This is a genomic window from Enterococcus sp. DIV1682a (assembly GCF_051711005.1).
GTDB classification, from domain to species: domain Bacteria; phylum Bacillota; class Bacilli; order Lactobacillales; family Enterococcaceae; genus Enterococcus_B; species Enterococcus_B hirae.
In genome coordinates this window covers 153,024-177,116 of record NZ_JBIOLT010000001.1, presented here as the reverse complement: position 1 = coordinate 177,116, position 24,093 = coordinate 153,024, and the positions used below count along the sequence as shown (strand labels likewise).

The window sequence follows — 24,093 nt, the reverse complement described above, 5'->3', positions numbered from 1 at the left end:
ACCTGAATCTACGGGAGAAATCAAGTGAAGAATCATTAAGAAAATTTAGTTTTTAAACAAACTTTCTCCTACTTTTTAAATTTTATGTTAAACTATAATGCGAAAATAGACGTATAACTGTCTAAAAAGAAAGGGGTACATATTCCATGATCACAATGGATAATATCATCCGTGAAGGAAATCCTACTTTGCGGGAAGTAGCTGAAGAAGTTGCTCTCCCATTAAGCAAAGAAAATATCGACCTAGGAAAAGAAATGCTCGAATTCCTGAAAAATAGCCAAGATCCAATCAAAGCGGAAGAATTAAACTTACGTGGAGGGGTTGGTTTAGCTGCTCCTCAACTAGATATTTCTAAACGCATCATTGCTGTACACGTGCCAAGCCCTGATCCAGAAGTAACAGAACCCACGCTAAGTACGGTAATGTATAATCCAAAAATCCTTAGTCACTCAGTTCAAGATGCTTGCCTTGGCGAAGGAGAAGGCTGTTTATCTGTTGACCGAGAAGTACCTGGCTACGTAGTCCGCCACGCTAAGATCACGGTTTCTTATACAGATATGAATGGCGAGAAACATAAAATCCGCTTGAAAAATTATGAGGCAATCGTTGTCCAACACGAAATTGATCATATCAACGGTGTGATGTTCTACGACCATATCAACGAAAAGAATCCATTTGCCCTTAAAGAAGGCGTATTGGTGATTGAATAAAAATGATTGAAAGTTGTATTTCAATCTAAATGACTCGTAAGAAATTGAACTAAAAAGCAACATCTTCGGAAATCGCTACTCATTTTTTCGAAGATGTTGCTTTTTGACGTGGGGAGCCCCACTCCTTTTTTATATTACTAAGAATCAGCGATGTGTTCGTTGTCCATTAAACTGGTTTCTGTCTTTACTATGTCTATTTTCTCCCAACTTTTCTTCTTGTCGTTCAAGTTTACCTCCCGCTCTAGTTGTGCCTTCTACTATCTTTTTCTGCCCTAGATTCTCTGGAGATGGGCTTAACGTCAGATTCTTTTCCAACTCCAATAGGTCTATCTTGTTTGTTTTTGCCCAACGTTTTATTTCACCAATCATTTCCATCCATTTGTCTAACTGTTTTTCTCCGTTCTGTTGCGCATAGCATTGATTCTCTCGCTGAGCACGAAGTTGCTGAGTCAAGATTTTTAATTGATCTTTGCGTTCTCCTATTAGCTCATCTTTTTGCATTAATTGATTTTTAGTAATTTCTATCTCTAATTCAGAATTTGATACTTTTAATTTATTGATCCCAACTTTAATTTTTTCAATTTGACCTTCTATTTTTTTTAATACATGTACTATTTCTGGAGTAGTTTTGCATTTTATATTTTCAATTATTGTTTCTGCTTCAGATCGTAACGCAAGATCTTTCTCGCATCTTTTTCTAGCCATCAAATTAAAGAGCGTGGCATTATTACTCGGCAATTGTTTTATTTTATCCTCAACTGTATTTTTATCATATAGATCAGGTTGTATCAGAACAGCCTGCGACTTGTATATTTCCACCACGAAACTTTTCCACTTCTCTAATTCTTTTTTTGCAGAATATGGGGGCCGCCAGTCAAATTCAGAAGAGTTTAATTCGATTTCTTGTAGTTTTGTTTGTATTTTAACTATTCGTTCTGCCACTGCTCTTAAAAATGCATTTATTTCTGAAACAGGTCGCTTATTCACCTCATCTTGTAATTTATCTGCTTGTGCTCTAAATTCTAGATCCTCTTGGCAAATGGTAAGGTTCTTTGTTAAGAGAGCCTTTGTACGCCCACTTCTATCGAAATCCGATCCCCAGTTTTCATCGAACCAACTGATCGTTTTTTCAACGGTGCTTTGTTCGTATAAAAAGGGGAATTCTATTATATTTCTTTTCCGCTTTTCCAACATTTCAATACTCTTTAATTCAGATAGCAACTTTATTGTACCCCTTCCAAAAACTAGCTTGTTGTTCCAGTACTTTATCTCCAGAATTCTTTGTCTTTCATTCGATGATTCGCTGTTCTGCTATATTTGCATATTCAGCAAGCTTTTATTTCGATAGATAACTAAGATCTTTCTGTGCATAATTTTTCATAGACAAGCGTTGAGATTGTTCTTTTATTAGCTTAGATTGAGCATCCTCCCCTTTATTTAGGAGGCTTATTTCAGTCTGATTTTTATTTGAACATGCATTGAATGTTGCTATTCGTAAGTTAGCTTGCTTTAAATTTACGCTAATTTCATCATCCAAAAAGCGAATCACATCTTCAAACTGACAGATCCATCCTATCATGCGCTTCAACTCCTATATTTTATTTATGTCACGAATGCTTCTGTAAGAAGTAGTATCAAAAAACAAATTCAGCTACAAAACTTCCTATTGTCCCATTTTACTTAGAAAATTAAACTAGTTTCTTCCTTCTTTTTCCCAAAAATAAAATAACTGGTACGATTCGTAAATGGATAAATCATACCAGTTATTTATTATTTAATGTTCTTATATATTCAGCCCAGGCAACTCTTTTCCTCGCTAAGCCGTTCTTTGTTTCATTAGTTTCAAGTACGTAAACTCTTGTACTACAATATTATTCTCTTAGTGTAACGATCTTACCTTAACCATTTCAGATATCATGACCGACTTTGATCCGGTTGGCCTACTTGTTGCATTATCTTGGACTTCTTTGGATCTGGTTCTGCTTTTTGTGGTGAAGAGTTTGCCCTTTTAGATAAAGGATTTTGTCTTGTATTTTTTACCTGTTGTACCTCTTCCATGCTTTTTAATGTCTGTTGTGGTTGTTTTTTTAATTCGTTGATTTTTCCAATAGTTTCCTCAATAGCATACTTCTTATTTTTTAATAACTTAATCGATAGTACCATTGCGGAAGTATGTGTGCTTACATCTTTTTCGTATTTTTGAACGAATTGATTCGCCTCAAAATTTTCTTCTAATTTTTGATTGATTAAAGACGAAACGGGGTTTTCGATTCCACTTGCCTTGTCTGATTCATTGAATTCTTTGCTCATTTCCTCAATAAGCTGATTCTTCTGATTTTTTACGTACTCACTCACTTTTTTTCCTGATTCTGTCAGTTCCTTTCCTTGAGTTTCTCGAATCACTTCGTCAAATATGAAAATTTCTCCTATCTTTTGTTTGAGTAAAGACGTATTTTCAATTCCACTTGGTTCTATTGGATTATTTGGGGAATTTACTTCTTTTTTGTCCTTATTTTTTGACCTTCTCATTAGTTTATTGAACATTACCTTTAGCAATGAAGGCTTTTTATTTGTATTTCTTACCTTTTTCATTTCTTTCATGTTACTTGATGCCTGTTGTGTTTGTTCTTTTTTTGATTCGTTGAGGTTTCTGCTATTTTCCTTAATATACTGTTCCTTTCGATTTATTAAGATCGCAATCAGTGATTCTCCTGATCTTATCAGTTCCTTTGTTCTTACCATTTCTTGAGTTTCTCGAATCACTTCGTCAAATATAAAAATTCCTTCTATATTTTCTTGGATGTTTGCTGTGACTTTAGCCTTTTCACCATTTCCTTGTACTGTTTTGCTAGTTGATTTATCCATTTGTTTTAGCTCCTTTACTTTAGTATGTAGAAAAATAGTACCTGAATAATTCATATTCAATGTTATTGCAACTTATATTACTATCTTGACTTCTTTTGATCTGGTTCTGCTTTTTGTGGTGAAGAGTTTGCCCTTTTAGATAAAGGATTTTGTCTTGTGTTTTTTACCTTTTGTATTTCTTTCATGCTTCTTAATGTCTGTTTTGATTGTTCTTTTGTTAATTTGTTGAATTCTTCGCTAACTTCCTTAATTAATTGATCCATAAGCTTATCCTTCGAATTTTCTAAGTTCTCAATCATTGATTTCTTTGACTTACTATCTATTTCTGTTGTGTCATGTATTTCCAGAATACGCTTGTTCAATAGGAAAGTTTCTTCTAACTTTTGATTGATGAAAGTCGGAATTGGGTTGACTATTCCACTTGTTTTGTTTAACTCGTTGAATTTGTTACTAATTTCCTCAATATTCTGATTCTTCTGGTTTTTAAAGTATGTAACGCGGTCAAATCTTGATTTATTTAATACTTGTTCTCCTTTTTGTCCTATTGCTTGAATTCCCCATTGTGAAGTGAAAATTTCTTCTATTTTTTGCTGGATAAAAGGCATATTTGTATTTACTGTCCCACTTGTTTTCAGTAGATTATTTGGTGAATTTACTTCTTTTTGGTCTTTCACTTCTGCGTTTTCTTGGATGTTTGCTGTGACTTCAGCCTTTTCATCATTGCCTTGAACTGTTTCGCTAATTGATTTATCCATTCTTAGTTCGTTGAATTCTTCACTAACTTTCTTAATTAATTGATCCATAAGCTTATCCTTCGAATTTTCTAAGTTCTCAATCATTGATTTCTTTGACTTACTATCTATTTCTGTTGTGTCATGTATTTCCAGAATACGCTTGTTCAATAGGAAAGTTTCTTCTAACTTTTGATTGATGAAAGTCGGAATTGGATTGACTATTCCACTTGTTTTGTTTAACTCGTTGAATTTGTTACTAATTTCCTCAATATTCTGATTCTGATTTTTTTTACAGAGGCTAATGAAGCTTTGTTTTGCTGCTAATTCTTGTACAAATCTTTGTTCTAATTTTTGTCCTACTTCTTGAATTCCCCATTGTAAAGTGAAAATTTCTTCTATTTTTTGCTGGATAAAAGGCATATTGGAATTTACTTCTTTTTGGTCTTTCACTTCTGCGTTTTCTTGGATGTTTGCTGTGACTTTAGCCTTTTCCCCATTACCTTGAACTGTTTTGCTAGTGAATTTATCCATTTGGTTTAACTCCTTTACTTTAGTATGTATTAAAAACATCTATTGCTAAACTTGGTTCCCACTATTTTTTTATTATGTAGAAGAATAGTGCTTGAATTATTCATATTCCGTATTATTGTAATTTATAAATAAAATAGTCGAACACTTATTTTTTCAAAAAAATAAAATAACTGGTACGATTCATAAATGGACAAATCATACCAGTTATTTATTATTTAATGTTCTTATATATTCATCCCAGACTACTCTGCTCTTCATTAGCCTTCGTAGAGAATTCCTGCTTTTATCAACTGTTGCTTAATCGTCCTCAACACATTAGTATCTGGATAACGGATGGTATGCAGATGAATCCCATCGGTCAGCTCAGATAACAACGTAGCATTACTTTTTTTATAGCGTTTCATAAACAATTCAATTTCTTGAGTTGTTTGGATATGAAGCATGCCTGTCAACTCACCATATAAGGGATGTTCTACAATGACATCTAAAACTTCGCCACCAGCTTCAACGATCAAGCGTAACTCTTCTTCTGTTTGCTCACGACCATGTTGGACAGCAATCTTGCTCACTAAGCCGTTCTGTGTTTCATTGGTTTCAAGAACGTAACCCCTTGCCGTTGCAATAATAGTCGCACCTGATGCTCTCAACAACGCAATATCTCCGACAATGATTTGACGGCTCACTTGAAAACGTGAAGCGAATTTGCTGGCACTGACCGGTTTTTCTTCATTTGCCAGGGTATGCAGAATCTCTTTGCGCCGTGCTTCTCCATCAATCATCCACTTTCTCCCCATTCAATTCATTTTGATAATCACGAGAATGTTTCATAAGATCGATATATGTCGCTGTGATCGTTTCTTTATATTTCGTATTTTCTAACCGACTAGCGATTTTTTCTAATACTTCTTGCTCCCTTTTTTCGTCATAGACTGCTTTTTTCGTTGCTTGTTTGGCTTCGCCAATTTTCGTTACCGTGTCCATACGTTTTTCTAGTAATTTGACGATTTGTTGATCAATCTGATCGATTGTTTGACGTAAGTCTTCAAGTTTTTCTGGTTGTTGATCTTCTAATATTTTTTTGATTACTCGAGCAGGATTGCCTGCAATCACTACATTATCAGGAAAAGATTTAGTTACAACAGAACCCGCTCCAACTACGACATTGTTTCCTAACGTAACACCTGGCGTAACGATCACACCACCACCAAGCCAGACATTATGACCAATTTTGATTGGTTTCGCATATTCTAAGCCACTATTTCTTTTCACTGGATGAAGTGGATGAGTGGCTGTATAAAGTTGAACATTTGGCGCAAACATGCAATTGTCGCCGATTTCGATCGTACTTACATCTAAAAATGTACAGTTGTAGTTCGCATAGAAGTTTTCACCTACACAAATATTGTAACCATAATCAAAATTGATCGTTGGCTCCATGTAGATTTTTTCTCCCGTTTTTCCAAAGGTTTCTTTTAGTAATTGAGAACGTAGCTCTGCTGTTTCTGCTTGGTTGATGATCGTACTTTGGCTTCTTGCGTATTGACGATCCGCTACCAATTCCGGATCATTAGCAAAATATAATTCGCCAGCAATCATTTTTTCTTTTTCTGTTCTAATGGTCATAATTTGCTCCTTTTGATAATTTTTCAAATACTATAGCACCGTCCGTTTGTAGAAAATCATATTCTTGGTCTAACTGGATTGGCTCTTGGTTGATTACTAAGATTTGAGACTTCGTATTACGAAATTGGATTAAGTCACAAAACGGGTGTACTTGAAAACTCGTTCCGACGATGACGATCAACTCTGCTTGTTGAACAGCCGATGTTGCTCGCTCTATGACTTCATCATTAAATCCCTCCCCATACAACACGATATCTGGTCGAATTTGTCCCCCACAGGTTGCATGTTGATCTGTTTGTAAATAGGTTTCCCAAGAAACGGTGTTCCCACATTTCCTACAATAGCAATGATAAAGATTTCCGTGAAAATTCACAAGTTTTGGACTTCCCGCTTTTTCATGTAATCCATCGATATTTTGGGAAACTACCCAAACTTGCTTTTTTGAGGCTAACTTTGCCATTTCTAAGTGAATAATATTTGGTCTTGCTGTTGGATGATAGATTTTTTTCACAAATGAATAAAATTTTTGTGGCTCATTGTTCATTGCTTCATGACTTAGAAGGTATTCGGGTTGTTCCAATCCATGATAGATTCCTTTTAACGATCGATAGTCGGGAATACCAGAAGGCGTTGATACCCCAGCGCCAGTTAGGAAAGTGATTTTTGAACTAGTGGCTATTGTTGCTACCGCTTCTTCAACGGTTACTTTTTTCATTTCCTTTCACCTCTCTTTTATTATACATCTATCTTTCGTTTATTGATTGATCGTACTTTTTATTCAAACGATTTCATTTTTTGAGAAACATCTCACAATATAAACTGACAAACCAATGAAAACGTGCTACAATACTGCTAGATTCTTCGGTATGATCATCACTATTGCTATCTAATAGTACGATAAACCAAGCATATAGAACAAAAGTGAGGTGAGTTGGTATGGTACCATCCATTATTTACTGGGGCGTGATTTTAGCTTGTATCGCCTGGTTAGCATTAAGTATTTATTTTTCAATTTTTTACCTTGCTCGTAAAGAAAATGGAAATCTTTGGGCATTTGCATTTTTCAATGTACTTGCTGCGATCGTTTTAGCGATTACCTTAGTTATTTTCCGAACATGGGGTTGGGGAATCACTCAATATTCAAGTCTGATTTATCTAATATTGGCTATTTATGGCGTAACGATTATTCTTCAAGCAATCTTAGGTCGTGAAAAAAAAGTAGTTAGTAAAACAGCATAATATACAGAAAGTCAGGATCGAAAATGATTGATTGGGTCAGCTATTGCTAAGCAGCTCATCTTTTCGACTGCTTTATTTTATATAATAAGTAGGAATTAGGACACTTAAATAGATTCGTGTCCTAATTTTTATTTATTTAATGAATAATTATTCTTTTACAACTCTCGCTCTTTTTGAATATCATTTTTCTTATTTTTTGTATAATTATAGAAATTTTCTATAGCTATCAATACTTCACAAGAAAACTTCTGTTATAGATTGACAAAGTGCTTTGTCTATCGTAAACTATTTTTTGTATAAATAACTGAATACGAGATACCTCAATCAATGAGGTAGAGGTCGCGAGAATCATTAACCCTGTGGAGTGAAGCAAACACCGTGAAGCAGGACTAGGGAAGATCGCCGAAATGTACTCTTCTTTGCTTGAAGTTTACGTTGGGACACAAGTTAAGAGCTTGTGGACTGTCTTAGCAGTGATGCTAAGTTGCGCTATGTTTTGTGAGAGGTTTATCACTTTTGTGAAATGTTAGCGACCCTTTTATATTCTTGAAGCGGTCGTTTTTTATTTCTCCTGATAAGCTACTGCAACGCATTTGTTTAACCGCTCGTAAAAAAATTATGCGTAAACAGTTAATTTGATAAGTACGTCTATCTGACAGTAAAATTAAGTTAGCTGAAGCGGAACTTCGCCCGTTTCATTCCTGATGAAATCGTCGAGCCGTATGTGTAAAAAGAAAAGGAGAAAGATTATGAAAAAAAGTTCAGTTACACTTACCCTATTGATGGCATTTATTTTTTCATTCTTCCCTGTAGGAAGTTTCGTGAATGCCGATGAGAAAACACCAACAGATGAGTTCCGTGTAGGTATGGAAGCGGGGTATGCCCCTTTCAACTGGTCACAGCAAACAGATGCCAACAACGCTGTACCGATCCAAGGTCAAAAAAGCTATGCTGGTGGTTATGACGTCCAAATTGCCAAAAAAGTTGCGGATGGATTAGGGAAAAAATTAGTCATCATGCAAACCAAATGGGATGGATTAGCCCCGGCGTTACAATCTGGCAAAATCGATGCGATCATTGCTGGGATGAGCCCCACAGCAGAACGTAAAAAAGAAATTGATTTTACCGATCCTTATTATGAATCACAACTTGTTGTAGTCGTCAAAAAAGATAGTAAATATGCCAATGCAAAAAGTTTGGCGGATCTATCAAATGCTAAGATTACTGCTCAATTGAATACTTTCCATTATAATGTCATCGATCAAATTCCTGATGTGCAAAAGCAACAAGCAATGGATAACTTCTCTGCGATGCGTACCGCTCTTGCTTCAGGTATGATTGATGGTTATGTCAGCGAACGACCTGAAGGGGTAACAGCAACTAGCGTCAATAAAGATTTAAAAATGTTAGAATTTACTGGTCAGAATGGTTTTCAAACAAATCCTGAAGATGTCCAAATCGCTATTGGAATGCGTAAAGGTGACCCAGATATCCAAAAAGTTAACCAAATTCTTAGCGGTATCTCTCAAAAAGAACGTACAGAAATTATGGATCAAGCAATCAAAGATCAACCCGCTTCAACAAATACAGAGGGAGAAAAAGCTGGTTTGTTCACTGATTTCAAAACGATTTGGGATCAATATGGGAATATGTTCCTTCGTGGTGCAGGACTTACGTTATTTATTGCATTGATTGGGACAGTTATTGGAACTACCTTAGGCTTGTTGATCGGTGTTTTCCGTTCTATTCCTGAGTCTGACAATGCCGTGACACGTTTCTTCCAAAAGTTAGCAAATTTACTACTATCGATTTATATTGAAATATTCCGTGGAACACCAATGATGGTTCAAGCTATGGTCGTCTTTTACGGATTAGCATTAGCCTTTGGAATCTCCCTTGATCGTACAATTGCTGCCTTATTCATTGTATCGATCAATACTGGTGCTTATATGACTGAAATCGTCCGTGGTGGTATTTTCGCTGTCGATGAAGGACAATTTGAAGCAGCGCAAGCAATTGGTATGACACATGGACAAACAATGCGAAAAGTAGTTGTTCCTCAGGTCTTACGTAACATCTTACCTGCGACCGGGAATGAATTTGTTATCAATATCAAAGATACAGCAGTCTTAAGTGTTATTGGTGTAGCTGATCTATTCTTCCAAGGGAACTCTGCTGCAGGAGCAAACTTCCAATTCTTCCAAACATTTACAATCGTAGGTATCATCTACTTGGTTATGACCTTTACGATTACCAGAATCTTGCGTGTAGTGGAGAAAAAAATCGATGGTCCTTCAGCCTATACAAAAATTGAAGAAGTTGACAACGCCAACTTGCAGGAATAAGGAGGAAGAATCATGAGTGAAGAAATCATTAAAATCAATCATTTAAGAAAAAGCTTTGGTGAAAATGAAGTATTAAAAGACATCAGCATGGATATCCATAAAGGTGAAGTTGTAACCATCATTGGTTCTTCTGGCTCTGGTAAATCAACTTTCTTACGCTGCATCAACCTTTTAGAAAAACCTACTGGTGGCGAAATTATGTATAATGGCGAAAATATTCTTGCGCCAAAATATAACTTGCCTAAATATCGAACAAATGTCGGAATGGTATTCCAATCGTTCAATCTTTTCAATAACATGAATGTCTTAGAAAACTGTATGTCTGGTCAGACGACTGTCTTAAAAAGAAACAAAGACGAAGCTCGTAAAGTCGCTCTTGAAAATCTAGAAAAAGTTGGAATGGAACGTTATATTGAAGCCAAACCTTCTCAATTATCAGGTGGTCAAAAACAACGTGTGGCAATCGCTAGAGCCCTCTCAATGGACCCAGATGTAATGTTATTTGATGAACCAACATCAGCACTTGATCCTGAGATGGTCGGAGAAGTATTGAATACCATTCAAGACCTAGCTCACACTGGTTTAACCATGATTATCGTGACACATGAAATGGAATTTGCAAAAGATGTTTCTGATCGTGTCATCTTCATGGATAAAGGTGTTGTTGCTGAAGAAGGAACCTCTGATGATATTTTTGTTCATCCAAAAGAAGAACGTACCAAAGAGTTTTTATCACGTATCTTAAAAAAATAGAAGAAAGCCTTTATCCGAAACGACAGGTTCGTTTTGATAAAGGCTTTTCCTTTTTTGGGAAATGATTCACTATTTTCTCATGTTTATCTGCAATCTATTTGAACACCATTCATTAATTCATCAGTCGATCAGCCCTCTCTTCTTAGATTGATTGGTCTGATTGCATTTGTTTGAAAATGAATTTTTGAATATTTTCTGAATTAAGTTGTAATTTTTAGAAAATTCTATTAATATAGAAATTATCAAATTTTTTAGTTAGGATGATTAAACAATGGTTGAAGAGCAACAAGAACTACAGCGTGGACTTAAGAATAGACACGTTCAATTGATTTCGATTGGTGGTGCGATCGGAACAGGTCTTTTCTTAGGAGCAGGAAAAACGATTCAATTAGCTGGTCCCTCTATTTTACTGGCTTATCTTATTACCGGGTGCGTTTGCTTCTTTATTATGCGTGCCTTAGGTGAACTTTTATTATCTAATACAAATAATCATTCATTTCTTGATTTTGTTGCAGAATATCTTGGAAAAAAAGTTGCTTTCGTAACAGGTTGGACTTATTGGTTTTGTTGGGTTGCGATCGCTATGGCGGATTTGACAGCGATCGGGATGTATGTCCGTTACTGGGTTCCAGGAGTCCCACAATGGCTTCCTGAATTGATCGCTCTGATTTTACTGCTTGGTTTAAACATGGTGGCTGTTTCACTATTTGGTGAATTAGAATTTTGGTTTGCTTTGATCAAAGTCGTTTCCATTATTGCATTTATTATCGTTGGTATTTACATGATTCTTACCCATTACAAAACAAGTGCTGGACCTGCTAGTATCACCAATCTCTGGTCACATGGCGGCTTTTTCCCAACTGGTACGAAAGGATTCATTCTTTCCTTTCAGATGGTCACATTTGCCTTTACAGGAATCGAATTAGTCGGTTTGGTTGCTGGTGAGACCAAAAACCCTGAAAAAGTCTTACCCGAAGCTATCAATAATATTCCTATTCGAATCATTCTTTTTTACCTTGGTTCTTTGTTCGTTATCATGTCTATCTATCCTTGGAATAGCTTAGATGCGAACAACAGCCCATTTGTCGAAGTGTTTTCAGAAATTGGGATCACCATAGCCGCATCTTTGATTAATTTAGTCGTATTGAGTGCTGCGGCTTCTGCTTGTAACAGCGCGATCTACAGTACAGGACGTATGTTACGCTCTCTTTCACAAGAAGGTAGCGCGCCTAAAAAATTCCGTCAGTTGACTTCTCACCGTGTACCAGGAAATGCGTTAGTTTTTTCAACTATTGTGATTTTTATTTCCGTTATCCTAAATTATGTGATGCCTAGTGAAGTATTTACACTCGTCAGCAGTATTGCGACTACTTGCTTTTTATTTATCTGGGGAATACTCGTTTACACTCACTTAAAATATCGTAAAAGTATGTTAGGTAAAAAAGAGCATACGTTCAAAATGCCTTTTTATCCTTATAGTAATTTTCTTGTTTTTGCCTACATGATTTTCATTTGTCTAGTTTTATTTCTTGGCAAAGACACACGTATTGCCTTACTCTTAACTCCTGTTTGGTTTATTGGGTTATTGATCATTTATCGAATGAAATACGAGAAACAATCACTTTGAAATACAGACAACAATCCATACTAAAAAAAAATAGATTGATAAAAGTATGTTAGGACTCTCTTTTTTATAAGCCGCAAAAAATCTTTAGAATATGAAATTGAGACAAAAGTGTTTCGCATCAAGAATAAGAAGGAATTTCCGAAGATGCCACTTTTGTCTCACCATTTATTCGGTTTTAGAGCTTCTAGAAGCGACTGAGGCAAGTTTTGGCTCAGCCTCCAGATTTTTTGGTCAATTACTTATAGAACATCTCCCCTTCAATTACTCTCTCACAGAACCACTCAGGATATAATGATTATTTCAACTCAAGATCAATACTTTATACTCATTATTTGATTAGAAAAACATTGCTAAACTACGTTATTTTTGTTACTTTAAAAAAAGTATAAATAAGTAAAGGAGAAATCTATGACAAAAAAATTGACGTTCAAAGAAAGTATGTTTATCGGTTCAATGTTATTCGGTTTATTTTTTGGTGCTGGTAATTTGATTTTTCCCGTTCACATGGGACAAGAATCTGGCTCTGCCGTTTTCTGGGCCAATCTTGGCTTCTTAGTAACTGGGATCGGACTACCTTTTTTAGGTGTAATTGCCATCGGTGTTTCAAAAACATCAGGGGTTTATGAATTAGCAGAACGGATCGGCAAAAAATATGCTTTGGTTTTTACTGTTTTGCTTTACCTCGTCATCGGACCGTTTTTCGCCTTACCAAGATTAGCAACTACCTCTTTTGAAATTGGTTTAGCTCCATTTATCCAAGCCAAGCAACAACATGTATTTTTAGTTATTTTTAGTATTTTATTTTTCTTCACTGCTTGGTGGTTATCCAGACGGCCTACTAAAATCCTTGATTATGTAGGAAAATTCCTTAATCCTGCCTTTTTGATTTTACTAGGAATCTTGTTGGTACTTGCTTTTATTCATCCATTGGGTGCAATCGATCAAGCTACTGTCCAACCTAGTTATCAAGAACATGCTTTCTTTACTGGTTTTACTCAAGGATATAATACGTTAGATGCACTTGCTGCCTTAGCATTTGGTATCCTTATCGTTACTACGATTCGCAATATGGGTGTAACAAAGCCTTCTGAGATTGCTAAGGATACGATCAAATCTGGTGCAATCAGTATCGTTTTGATGGGAATCATCTACACATTACTTGCTTATGTGGGAACAATGAGTCTCGGTGGATTTGCTTTAAGTTCAAATGGCGGGATCGCACTAGCGCAAATCGCAGATCATTATTTAGGAACTTATGGCAGTATCTTGCTCGCTCTTATTGTGATCCTTGCTTGCTTAAAAACAGGGATTGGACTAATCACTGCTTTCGCAGAAACCTTTACCGATCTGTTTCCTAAAAGAAATTACATTGTATTTGTGACACTAGCTAGTGCACTTGCTTGTTTGGTCGCTACTGTGGGATTGACAAATATCATCCAAATTTCATTACCTGTCTTGATGTTTATTTATCCTTTAGCAATGACCTTGATCTTACTCGTTCTTGTGGGTCCATTGTTTAAACAACGTCCTGCTGTTTACCGCATGACCACTTATTTTACACTAATTGCTTCAATTTTAGACGGTTTAAATGCTTGCCCAGACGGAATCAAGCAAACCAGCTTTGTCAAAACGTTGTTAGACTTCGCAACGAATTATCTGCCATTCTTTAAATTAGGAATGGGTTGGATCGTCCCAGCATTGATTGGTTTAGTAATTGGCTTGATTTGGAGTATGGTTAAAAAAGAAACACCTGTTGTAGAGTAACGGCATCTAGGACGATCATTCTTCTAAAAGAAGGAACGGTGTACTATCATCACTTCTGTGAAATGAACAGAGCATATTTGAAGTAACTTTCCATTATTAGATTGCATCTAACAGTGGAAAAGTGCTTCAAATATGCTCTATTTATATATACAAGAAGGAACCTGTGTATTTTACTTCTATTTTCGGCTCTGGTTTTTTTACTAAGTCATTAGAATCAACAGATAACTGACAAAATTACTTTTTGAATGAATCCATTGGATGTATTTAACTATTTAGTCAAATGGCTAGCAGAAATATATTTTCCTAAAAAAATTACCAACTTCCAAAAACTTTCGTCACAAAAAATTCACAACTCCTGAGTAATATATAAGCATACCAACAAACAACCCTAACAACACTTTTTCATTTTTAACTCCTTATCCTGCTAGCTCCCCGGCTAGCAGGACTTTTTTATTGAACTAGAAATGGCTGAGACAAACCTGAAAAATAGTTTTGTCTCAACCATTTTTGTGTTTTAGTTTATCTATCACCAACCAGCCAGCTTTTGTCATTCCTAGTAGTCTTGCCAAATTTTCAAAGTATCATTCTTGGTTTTCGTTTTATCTTATCAAAAAAACTGCCAATTAAGACATCGATTCGTTTTCCAACTTTAGATTTTACTGATTCTCCCAAGCCAACAAACACCATCATCAGACCAATCAAAAATAAATTTAATGCGTTTGTATAATAGTTATCCAAATCTGGAAATAGGACGAACACTATATTTAAAGAAACAACGATTGCAGCTGCAGAAAGGAATAAAGAATCAAATATATTCCATCCGGCTATCTTCCAATTTTTGGTCATATAATTAATCAAACGATTCTTTGGCACCCATAACACCTCTCTATTGATTGATAAAATCCATCTATCCTCATGACTTAATTATGTACTGCTCTAGTATTGATTTTAAGTTTTCTCTTCGCCAACATCATATGAAAAAAAGCAAAAAGCGACGGAAAATGAAGAATCTATTCCATCGCTTTTTTTGCTTCTATTTAGATAACCGCTCTTGATCTCCTGCTGGAGAAAGACTGGTGATTTTTTCGATTTGATCAATTGGAACCATTCGTATTTGTTGTTCCTTGTTTTGTAGGCGAATCATGACTACTTCTTTTTCAACATTTTTTGTAGCTACCCAGCCTGAAATCGTTTCGTACTTATTACTTTTTCGATTGGCTCTTACTTGTAAAATCACTAAACTATGTTGAGTAGCTGCTTTTTGCAGCTCTAAAACAAACTTTCCTTGCAAACGTACATTCTCTGCTATTTTTTCAGTGTCATTTACAAAAGAATCAAAAAGCTGATACGACGTATGCGTGACTAACTTGGTCAATTTCTTCATTGGTGATACTGTTTCTTCGTTCATTGAATGCACTCCTCCTTTAGCTAAGAAAGTGTTACTTAATTAACTATATTCTACCTAAGATTTAACGAAATAACAAGAATATTATCTATACTGAGCAACAAAAAGAAAGCGTTACCTATATAGATATATCGTTATTTTATTTATCTTTTTTCCATTCTTGCATCCAATACTTGAGCCCTTCAGTCAATAATTGGTAAGTTTCGTCAAAGTTATCGGTATAGTATGGATCAGGAACATTTTGTGTTTCTTTTCTAGGAACCCGACTTAAAAATAAATGGATCTTATGTTGTGCGTTGGCCGGTGCCATCCGTTGTAAATCCTCTACGTTAGATTGATCCATGCCAATGATCCAATCAAATCGTTGAAAATCTTCTTCTGTGATTTGGCGTGCAATCATTTGACTCGTATCCACGTTCTCATTTTCTAAAATTTTCTTTGTTCCTTTATGAGGTGAACGCCCCACTTCATAAGTGCTTGTCGCTGCAGAATCAATCAAAAATCGAGCAGATTGTCCGTCTTCAGCTACCATTTTCTTCAACAAACCTTCTGCCATTGGTGAACGGCAAATATTTCCTAGACATACAAATAAAACTTTCGTCATGTTTGCTCTCCTTCTAATCATTTGTTTCCAGCTCTTCTTTTGCATACAACCGATAGGAATATAATTCTGTATCTTTGGCTAAGCGGAACAATTGGACGGCGATTTCTAGAGGCGTCTCTTCGTAATCATGTGTAATCCAATTGATTAGAACCCCACTACATCCATAAGAAAAAAAACGAGCATAAAACAATTTGTCCGCTTTTGATAACTGCTTTTCTTCATCCATTTGATCAAAAATCTTAATAAATGATTGCTGGATAACAGCAGTAAACTCTTTTTGTAGTATTTCTTGGTCAGAGGTAACAGTGTTCGCATAAAATTCTTTTTGTGCAGCAATTGCCTTCAACATTTTTAATGCTTGCTCTTCCCAGTTGTCTAAAGAAAGCGAATGAGGATCTAAATAGCATAAACAATCTTCGTAATACACCCATCGCAACAAATCGTATTTATCTGTAAAATGGTAGTAAAATGTTTGGCGATTGATGCCTGCCTCATGGGCGATTTTCTGTACACTGATCTTTTGAAAAGACTGCTTTTGACATAAATCAATCAATACGTTTTTAATCAATTGCTTAGTATGCGGTGTATCGCCCATCTCATCATCTCCTATCTTCTTTACAAAAACTTCTAGTTCTACGATTTTCTTGAAAAAGTATTTATATGGACAGTCGATTCAAGTATCCTTTTTTATACTTGATAATCATATCCAAAATGTTCATAGGCATATGGTGTGGCGATCCTTCCACGAGGTGTCCGTTTCAAGAAACCTTTTTGGATCAAAAAAGGTTCATACATATCTTCAACAGTTTCTCTTTCTTCACCAATATTGACAGATAACGTACTCAATCCAACCGGTCCGCCACCATATAATTCAATCATCGTACGTAATAGTTTCTGATCGACATAATCCAAACCTGCCTGATCGACTTGTAACAACGTTAATGCTTGATCGGCAATGGTTTGATTGATCTTGCCATCTCCCTGTACTTGTGCAAAATCACGTACCCTTTTTAATAAGCGGTTAGCAATCCGTGGTGTTCCTCTTGAACGTCTAGCAATTTCCAGTGCACCTTCTTCGATGATCTCTGTTTGAAAAATATCAGCAGAACGAATCACGATTTCTCTTAAATCAGCTTCTTCATAATATTCCATATGAGAAATGATCCCAAATCGATCACGAAGTGGCGCTGAAAGCATACCTGCACGAGTTGTTGCGCCAATTAATGTAAAAGGTGGTAAAGGAAAATGAACAGGATGAGCAGTTGGTCCTTGTCCAACCATTATATCAACGTAAAAATCTTCCATGGCAGAATAAAGCATCTCTTCTGCTACACGAGGTAATCGATGAATTTCGTCAATAAATAAAACATCGCCAGCTTCTAACTCATTTAAAATAGCAACCAGATCTCCTGGTCGCTCGATTGCGGGACCACTAGTTGTTCGTATATTGACTGCCATTTCATTCGCAATCACCATTGCCATTGTCGTTTTCCCTAATCCCGGCGGACCATATAACAAAACGTGATCCAACGGCTCTTCCCTGTGACGGGCAGCTTCAATATATATTTTGAGTTCCTGTTTCACTTTCTTTTGACCAATATATTGGGAAAGTAACCGTGGGCGGAGGGTCTTCTCTAAACTTAATTCATTCTCGCCCGTTTCAGGGGATAATAACTGTTCATCGGTCATCATTTTCCCTCCTTATTTTTTCATCATTAATTTTAAAGCTTGGCGTAAGTATTCATCTGTTGTGAGATTTTCTACTTCTTTTAGTTGTTTTTCGACCCGTTTGACCTCTTTATCACTATATCCAAGTGCCGATAAAGCTTCCATTGCTTCTGATAATGCCGTCGCATCTTGTGCTGTACTTTCATCAAATAAATTGAAGGGCGTATCAATACTTAATTCGCCAAATTTTCCTTTTAAATCTAAAATCATTTGTTGAGCTGTTTTTTTACCCACACCAGGGAATTTGGTCAGATAAGTCACATCCCCTGTTTCAACCGCTTGAATCAATCCTGAATGATCATCACTAGCCATAATCGCTAAGGCACTTTTTGGTCCAATTCCTGAAACACTAACTAACCTTAAAAATAATTGTTTTTCTTCTAAAGAATCAAATCCGTACAGAAGATGTGCATCTTCTCGAATGACCTGATGGACGTAAAGTTTGATTTCTTTGTTTAGCTTACTACTATAACGATAGGGATTGCCTAATGCAATTTGATAACCGATCCCATTTGTTTCGATTACTAAATAATAAGGATTGATAAAGGTTACTACACCTGTAAGATATTCATACATCTGTTATCCTCTTTCTTTCACACACATATGTTCGCATATTTTCTTCCATTGTAGCATACTTTTTCTTTTGAAAAAAGAGAACAGAAGATCGAGCTACGCTTCTCCTTTTTAACGTAAGTTTATCAAGGTTTTTAGGATAAACATTTTTTGCAAGAGATTTTAATTTGAACGATCAGAGTTTCAGCACTTTCCTCAAAACAAAGGATCAATATTCAGGAAACAACGCTTCAATAAAGATAAATAAGAAAAAACCTTGAAACAATCAAAAATTGTCTCAAGATTTTTTACCCAAAAATAAAGCTCTTCCTTATTCAACTTGTGATAGATATTCTCCATATCCTTGTTCTTCCATTTCTTCATATGGAATAAACTTTAAAGCCGCAGAATTGATGCAATAACGTAGTCCGCCTTTTTCAGCAGGACCATCATTGAATACATGCCCTAAATGAGAATCTGCTTGACTGCTTCGCACTTCCACTCGGTGCATACCATGAGAAAAGTCGGCCTTTTCTTTAATATCTTTTCTAGTGATTGGTTTACTGAACGCCGGCCAGCCACATCCCGCATCGTATTTTTCGGCTGAGCTAAACAATGGCTCCCCACTGACAATATCGACATAGATCCCTTTTTCATAGAAATCATCATATTTCCCACTAAATGGTCTTTCTGTTGCGTTTTCTTGCGTCACAGCATATGAAATCGGAGATAATTCCTCTTTTAAATCACGCTCATTTTTCTTGAAATCGCCCACTAAAAACGCCTCCTTTTTCTTTTAATCATAACGACAAAAGTATCAGAAGCAAACATTCTGCTCATAGTAATAATTGCTTAGACTTTACGACGTCTAGCAAACTCGACGAAACGAAATTTATCTAAACGGTGAATTGATTCTGTATACTCGAAACACCTTGTATCTTCGAGGTGAACCAGTCCTCTTACTACCACGACATAGCGATCTCCATGTAAATCCATCATCTCTTCGATTTCAGGAGTTACTTCTTCAACGGTAATTTCTTTCTGGGCGTAAGCAATCGTTAGTTGCAATTCATTTTCAAAGTATTCGTAGATCGAGCCAGCAGCTTGTGTTGCTGTTAAAGTTGGTACCACATTTTTTAATAAATAATCACGATCTAATATGACCACTTCTCCATTGATTTTCCTTTGACGAACCAAATGCCAAACCGGCGTTTTTTTCTTCCAGCCTGTTATTTCACTCAATGATTGGTCCACTTCTGTTTCTTCGATTAATTGAACGATGGTTTCACTTGGGATTCGTTGTGTTTCCTGTAATTCTTTGTAGCTTGTTAATCCTGCAATTGGAAAATCAAATCGATTGCGGTCTAAAACAATCGAACCCTTTCCTTGTTTCTTTTGGATATAACCTTCAGTCGTTAACAGGTTAAGCGCTTTTCGAATTGTTTCTCGTGAAACACCATAAATTTGAATCAGCTGATTTTCACTAGGGAGCAAAGTATGCGGAGGGTATTGTTGATCCAAAATTTTTTGCTCTAAATCTAAAAAAATTTCATTAAATTTATTCATTACATTTCCTCCACTTAATATTCAATTTCTTTTATTCGCATATAAACTATACTACAGCTTTTTTGTTATTTCAATCGCCCCCTCTTTTCACATATCCCTACACTAAGCCAAGTGTAACGATTACATTTTTTCATTTTTCGCTTGTAAAACGCTTGCAATAGTAGGAAGAAACAAGTATAGTATGGATAAGATAACTTGTGTATACAAGTTTAAAAAGAAAGGGGTTTATTCCTATGGCAAAGTACCAAGCAGATGCTGAGAAACTGTTAAAGGAAATTGGTGGAAAGGAAAATATTGCTGCAGTTAGTCATTGTGCCACTCGGATGCGCTTTGTCTTAAATGATCCAAAAAAAGCCAATGAAGAAGCAATCGAAGATATTCCTAGTGTGAAAGGGATGTTTACCAATGCTGGGCAATTCCAAGTCATTATTGGTAACGATGTTTCAACCTTTTACAACGACTTCGTTGCTGTATCAGGTGTTGAAGGCGTATCCAAGGAGCAAAGTAAAGTTGCTGCTAAACAAAATCTCCACCCTGTCCAACGAGCAATCGCTGTTTTGGCAGAAATTTTTACACCATTGATTCCAGCCATTATCGTAGGGGGACTGATTTTAGGTTTCCGGAACGTATTAGAAGGAATCCAATTTGAAAGTCTTGGTGGAACAATTGTTGAACACTCTCAATTTTGGAACGGCGTAAACGGCTTTTTATGGCTACCTGGCGAAGCAATTTTCCATTTCTTACCAGTTGGTATCACTTGGAGTATCGCGAAAAAAATGGGCACTACACAAATATTAGGAATTGTTTTAGGGATTACGTTAGTTTCACCGCAATTATTAAATGCCTATAGTGTCGCATCAACAGCTGCGGCTGATATTCCATTTTGGGATTTTGGTTTTGCTCAAGTTGATATGATTGGTTATCAGGCACAAGTCATTCCAGCAATGCTTGCTGGATTTATGTTAGCTTATCTTGAAATTTTCTTCCGTAAATATATTCCACAGTCGATTTCTATGATATTTGTTCCATTGTTCTCTCTACTCCCAACAGTCTTAGCTGCCCATGTCATCTTAGGACCTGTGGGTTGGACAATCGGTAGTTGGATCTCAAATATTGTTAATACTGGCTTGACTTCTTCAATCAGTTGGTTATTTAGTGCCGTCTTTGGTTTCTTATATGCACCTTTAGTAATCACCGGCTTACACCATATGACGAATGCAATTGATATGCAATTGATTGCCGATTTCGGCTCTACGAATCTTTGGCCAATGATTGCTTTATCAAATATCGCACAAGGTTCGGCAGTTCTTGCGATCATCTTCTTACATCGCGGAAATAAAAAAGAAGAACAAATCTCGATTCCAGCAATGATTTCTTGTTATCTAGGGGTAACTGAACCTGCAATGTTTGGGATCAATCTAAAATATGTTTACCCATTTGTTGCCGCAATGGTTGGTTCAGGTTTAGCTGGAATGTTTGCCAACTTGATGAATGTACGTGCTAATGCAATTGGTGTTGGTGGACTACCTGGTATTCTAGCCATCCAAGCAGAAACTTGGGTTCCGTTCATCATTTCTATGATCATTGCAGTTATTGTTCCATTTGGTTTAACCGTAATCTTCAGACGTCAAGGGATCTTAAATAAAATCGATCCTGCTGTACCCGTAGAAGACACAACTGGCTTACAACTACAAACAGCTGATGGAAACAACGTTTCACCACAAAAATTTGAAGCTGCCAATGCAACAGCAGTTTCTGCTCCGACAGAAGAGTTATTCGCTGTAGCAGATGGACAAATCAAGGAAATCACCGAAGTAGCAGATCCTGTTTTTGCTCAAAAAATGATGGGTGAAGGTTATGCTGTACTACCTTCCAACGAAAAAGTTTATGCTCCAGTCGCTGGTAAAGTAACAAATATTTTTGATACACAACATGCGATTGGTCTTTTAACTAATGAAGGTCTGGAAGTTCTCGTTCATATGGGTCTAGATACTGTCGAATTGAATGGGCTACCTTTTACGATCCATGTAAAAGAAGGCGATTCAGTCACGCCAAAAACACAACTAGCCGACATGGACCTCACAGCAATTGAGCAGGCTGGGAAGAAAACGGACATCTTAGTTGTATTAACAAATAATGAAAAAGTTGCTGCCTTAACATTAGATCAAACAGATCTCGTTCGTCATAGCGAACAAATTGGAAAAGCGCAACTAAAATAAAAAATACTACTGTATAAAAATAACCTGAAAAAATTCTTCTAGTGAATTTTTTCAGGTTATTTTTCACTCTTTAAGCGTTGGTACTTTCATCAACACTTTAGTCAGTCTGATCGTCACTATGCTTAAAAACGACAAAAAGAAATAGCCGTCACTTTAACCGAAGTCTGGCTATTTCTCTTTGAAATATCTGATTAAACGGTCACCGTCTTTCGCGGTGCTGTCCAGGGGAGTTGTTGGTCGCGACTCCTCTTTCGTTTTTATTATACCAGTTACTTTAGGTATTTACAACGTTCTTAAAGATAGAATTCCTCTTAAAAACCCTAAATAAAAATAACGTTTTTATGTTTTAAAAAGTACGTTTTTCGTGGCGGCAATGTGCTACAATAAACTCGACAGTAAAGTAGATCGACGGTGGCAACTTCTCACAAAGGTGGTGGTGCTTATGGGAATAAGTACTAAATCTATGAAAGGAGTTTGCTTTTTGTCCGCATACGAGATCGTTCAAACCATGCTTGGCTTTGGTACTTTCACCATCGCTTTAGTCAGTTTGATCGTTACTATGCTTAAAAACGACAAAAAGAAATAGCCGTCACTTTAGCGAGTATAGCTATTTCTTTTTGAACTATTAAACTAATTCGCCACCGTCTTTCGCGGTGCTGTCTAGAGGAGTTGTTGGACGCAACTCCTCTTTCGTTTTCATTATACCAATTCCTTCAGGTATTTACAACTTTCGTAAAGATAGAATTCCTCTAAAAAAAACCTAAATAAAAATAACGTTTTTATGTTTTATAAAACACGTTTCTCGTGGCGATAATATGCTACAATAAACTCGACAGTAAAGTGGATCGACGGTGGCAACTTCTCACAAAGGTGGTGGTGCTTATGGGAATAAGTACTAAAATCTATGAAAGGAGTTCGCTTTTTGTCCGCATATGAGATCGTTCAAACCATACTTGGCTTTGGTACGTTCACCATCGCTTTAGTCAGTTTGATCGTCACTATGCTTAAAAACGACAAAGAATAGCCGTCACTTTAGCGGGAGACTGGCTATTCTTATTCTTTGTCGAATATTTAAATTCAACCGCCACCGTCTTTCGCGGTGCTGTCCAGGGGAGTTGTTAGCGCAACTCCTCTTTCGTCTTGATTATACCAATCACTCATACACTTTGCAATTCTAAATATGACTGAAAGTAGTGGACACAAACTTGAACGTTCCTATCTCAATTTCTGATTTCCGTCAACTACAGCTACATAAAATTTTTCAAACCTTGATAAACTGCACCGATTGGAAATCCAACAATACTGTAATAGTCGCCTTGGATCTCTTTAACAAATGCACCTGCAAAACTTTGAATACCATACGCACCAGCTTTATCCATATAATCACCGGTTACTAAATAGGCTTCGATATCCTTAGTTGTCAAAGGATAAAAGGTCACCTTAGCTTGTGCTAAGATTTTTTCTTCTTGATCACCTTTCGTCAACACCACGGCTGTATATACTTCATGCGTTTTCCCACTAAGTTTTTGAAGGATAGCTTTTGCCTCTTGTTCATCCGCTGGTTTACCGATGATCTCATCATTAAAAACAACTGTCGTGTCACTTGCAATCACCAATACATCATTATCGTATTGATGTTTGACTACTTTTGCCTTTTCAGTTGCCATTCGCTCAACATAATTTTTAGGTTTTTCTTGAACAAAAGGTGTTTCATCGATATCAGCCGGATGAACATCAAATGCACTAACCAGTCGCCCTAATAATTCTTTTCTTCTAGGGGACTGCGAAGCTAACACAATTTTCATCTGTTTCTTCTCCTTTTCATGAG

General features: G+C 36.3%; 24 protein-coding genes, 1 pseudogene and 1 riboswitch. Of the genes and pseudogenes, 9 read left to right on the top strand and 16 right to left on the bottom strand.

Annotated features, from left to right (window positions below):
* The first annotated feature begins 146 nt into the window (after positions 1 to 146).
* A complete protein-coding gene (gene def / locus IGJ23_RS00870; protein WP_010720354.1) occupies positions 147 to 710 on the top strand; it encodes a peptide deformylase in 564 nt (187 codons plus the stop codon).
* A gap of 144 nt (positions 711 to 854) precedes the next feature.
* On the opposite strand, the gene IGJ23_RS00865 is transcribed toward def, so the two are convergent.
* From IGJ23_RS00865 to IGJ23_RS00835, 7 genes are all read right to left on the bottom strand, one after another.
* A complete protein-coding gene (locus IGJ23_RS00865; protein ID WP_438774524.1) occupies positions 855 to 1,931 on the bottom strand; it encodes a hypothetical protein in 1,077 nt (358 codons plus the stop codon).
* 115 nt (positions 1,932 to 2,046) lie between these two features.
* Positions 2,047 to 2,289: a hypothetical protein gene (locus tag IGJ23_RS00860; protein ID WP_438774523.1), complete on the bottom strand. Its 243-nt coding sequence runs from the start codon at positions 2,287 to 2,289 to the stop codon at positions 2,047 to 2,049.
* A 335-nt stretch (positions 2,290 to 2,624) separates the two neighbouring features.
* A complete protein-coding gene (locus IGJ23_RS00855) occupies positions 2,625 to 3,575 on the bottom strand; it encodes a hypothetical protein (RefSeq protein WP_094940928.1) in 951 nt (316 codons plus the stop codon).
* A gap of 80 nt (positions 3,576 to 3,655) precedes the next feature.
* Positions 3,656 to 4,840 carry a hypothetical protein gene (locus IGJ23_RS00850; protein WP_063626431.1) on the bottom strand — a complete coding sequence of 395 codons (1,185 nt, stop codon included), beginning with the start codon at positions 4,838 to 4,840 and terminating at the stop codon, positions 3,656 to 3,658.
* A 257-nt stretch (positions 4,841 to 5,097) separates the two neighbouring features.
* Positions 5,098 to 5,619, bottom strand: coding sequence for a transcription repressor NadR (locus tag IGJ23_RS00845; protein WP_034698694.1), 522 nt, complete (start codon positions 5,617 to 5,619; stop codon positions 5,098 to 5,100).
* A complete protein-coding gene (locus IGJ23_RS00840; protein WP_063626430.1) occupies positions 5,612 to 6,463 on the bottom strand; it encodes a chorismate mutase in 852 nt (283 codons plus the stop codon). Before IGJ23_RS00840 ends, IGJ23_RS00845 begins: the two co-directional genes overlap by 8 nt.
* Positions 6,453 to 7,178, bottom strand: coding sequence for an NAD-dependent protein deacylase (locus IGJ23_RS00835; RefSeq protein ID WP_010736844.1), 726 nt, complete (start codon positions 7,176 to 7,178; stop codon positions 6,453 to 6,455). Before IGJ23_RS00835 ends, IGJ23_RS00840 begins: the two co-directional genes overlap by 11 nt.
* Positions 7,179 to 7,399: 221 nt before the next feature.
* On the opposite strand from IGJ23_RS00835, the gene IGJ23_RS00830 reads away from it, so the two are divergent.
* From IGJ23_RS00830 to brnQ, 5 genes are all read left to right on the top strand, one after another.
* The gene (locus IGJ23_RS00830) at positions 7,400 to 7,702 is read left to right on the top strand and encodes a hypothetical protein (RefSeq protein ID WP_010736843.1); all 303 of its coding nucleotides are present in this window, start codon (positions 7,400 to 7,402) and stop codon (positions 7,700 to 7,702) included.
* Positions 7,703 to 8,027: 325 nt separating this feature from the next.
* A riboswitch (Lysine riboswitch) is annotated at positions 8,028 to 8,202 on the top strand.
* A 249-nt stretch (positions 8,203 to 8,451) separates the two neighbouring features.
* Positions 8,452 to 10,047 (top strand): ABC transporter permease subunit, encoded by a 1,596-nt coding sequence (locus IGJ23_RS00825; protein ID WP_081128330.1) that lies wholly within the window; start codon positions 8,452 to 8,454, stop codon positions 10,045 to 10,047.
* 12 nt (positions 10,048 to 10,059) lie between these two features.
* Positions 10,060 to 10,800 carry an amino acid ABC transporter ATP-binding protein gene (locus IGJ23_RS00820; RefSeq protein WP_010720365.1) on the top strand — a complete coding sequence of 247 codons (741 nt, stop codon included), beginning with the start codon at positions 10,060 to 10,062 and terminating at the stop codon, positions 10,798 to 10,800.
* 271 nt (positions 10,801 to 11,071) lie between these two features.
* Positions 11,072 to 12,427 (top strand): amino acid permease, encoded by a 1,356-nt coding sequence (locus tag IGJ23_RS00815; RefSeq protein WP_034698690.1) that lies wholly within the window; start codon positions 11,072 to 11,074, stop codon positions 12,425 to 12,427.
* 408 nt (positions 12,428 to 12,835) lie between these two features.
* Positions 12,836 to 14,191: a branched-chain amino acid transport system II carrier protein gene (gene brnQ / locus IGJ23_RS00810; protein WP_010736841.1), complete on the top strand. Its 1,356-nt coding sequence runs from the start codon at positions 12,836 to 12,838 to the stop codon at positions 14,189 to 14,191.
* Positions 14,192 to 14,764: 573 nt separating this feature from the next.
* Here the strand turns inward: brnQ and IGJ23_RS00805 are convergent.
* From IGJ23_RS00805 to treR, 8 genes are all read right to left on the bottom strand, one after another.
* Entirely contained in the window at positions 14,765 to 15,064 is a 300-nt protein-coding gene (locus IGJ23_RS00805) for a hypothetical protein (RefSeq protein WP_438774522.1), read from the bottom strand.
* Between the two features lie 160 nt (positions 15,065 to 15,224).
* The gene (locus tag IGJ23_RS00800) at positions 15,225 to 15,599 is read right to left on the bottom strand and encodes a hypothetical protein (protein ID WP_010720369.1); all 375 of its coding nucleotides are present in this window, start codon (positions 15,597 to 15,599) and stop codon (positions 15,225 to 15,227) included.
* 136 nt (positions 15,600 to 15,735) lie between these two features.
* Positions 15,736 to 16,200 (bottom strand): low molecular weight protein-tyrosine-phosphatase, encoded by a 465-nt coding sequence (locus IGJ23_RS00795; RefSeq protein WP_438774521.1) that lies wholly within the window; start codon positions 16,198 to 16,200, stop codon positions 15,736 to 15,738.
* A 13-nt stretch (positions 16,201 to 16,213) separates the two neighbouring features.
* The gene (locus IGJ23_RS00790) at positions 16,214 to 16,795 is read right to left on the bottom strand and encodes a TetR/AcrR family transcriptional regulator (RefSeq protein ID WP_010720371.1); all 582 of its coding nucleotides are present in this window, start codon (positions 16,793 to 16,795) and stop codon (positions 16,214 to 16,216) included.
* 92 nt (positions 16,796 to 16,887) lie between these two features.
* Complete coding sequence (gene ruvB / locus IGJ23_RS00785) at positions 16,888 to 17,889, bottom strand: Holliday junction branch migration DNA helicase RuvB (protein ID WP_010720372.1); 1,002 nt, start codon at positions 17,887 to 17,889, stop codon at positions 16,888 to 16,890.
* Between the two features lie 12 nt (positions 17,890 to 17,901).
* Entirely contained in the window at positions 17,902 to 18,504 is a 603-nt protein-coding gene (gene ruvA / locus IGJ23_RS00780; protein ID WP_010720373.1) for a Holliday junction branch migration protein RuvA, read from the bottom strand.
* A 307-nt stretch (positions 18,505 to 18,811) separates the two neighbouring features.
* Positions 18,812 to 19,255, bottom strand: a complete 444-nt coding sequence (gene msrB, locus IGJ23_RS00775; RefSeq protein WP_034698687.1) for a peptide-methionine (R)-S-oxide reductase MsrB — start codon at positions 19,253 to 19,255, stop codon at positions 18,812 to 18,814.
* Between the two features lie 77 nt (positions 19,256 to 19,332).
* Entirely contained in the window at positions 19,333 to 20,046 is a 714-nt protein-coding gene (gene treR, locus IGJ23_RS00770) for a trehalose operon repressor (protein ID WP_063626425.1), read from the bottom strand.
* Between the two features lie 233 nt (positions 20,047 to 20,279).
* On the opposite strand from treR, the gene treP reads away from it, so the two are divergent.
* The 3 genes and pseudogenes from treP (at position 20,280) to IGJ23_RS00755 (ending at position 23,289) form a co-directional block, all read left to right on the top strand.
* Entirely contained in the window at positions 20,280 to 22,265 is a 1,986-nt protein-coding gene (gene treP, locus IGJ23_RS00765) for a PTS system trehalose-specific EIIBC component (protein WP_063626424.1), read from the top strand.
* A 463-nt stretch (positions 22,266 to 22,728) separates the two neighbouring features.
* Positions 22,729 to 22,851: a putative holin-like toxin gene (locus IGJ23_RS00760; RefSeq protein WP_161306430.1), complete on the top strand. Its 123-nt coding sequence runs from the start codon at positions 22,729 to 22,731 to the stop codon at positions 22,849 to 22,851.
* A 296-nt stretch (positions 22,852 to 23,147) separates the two neighbouring features.
* Positions 23,148 to 23,289: pseudogene (locus IGJ23_RS00755) on the top strand (putative holin-like toxin).
* A gap of 223 nt (positions 23,290 to 23,512) precedes the next feature.
* Here IGJ23_RS00755 and IGJ23_RS00750 read toward each other — a convergent pair.
* On the bottom strand, positions 23,513 to 24,070 hold the full coding sequence (locus IGJ23_RS00750; RefSeq protein WP_034698682.1) for a Maf family protein: 558 nt from the start codon (positions 24,068 to 24,070) through the stop codon (positions 23,513 to 23,515).
* Positions 24,071 to 24,093 lie beyond the last annotated feature (23 nt).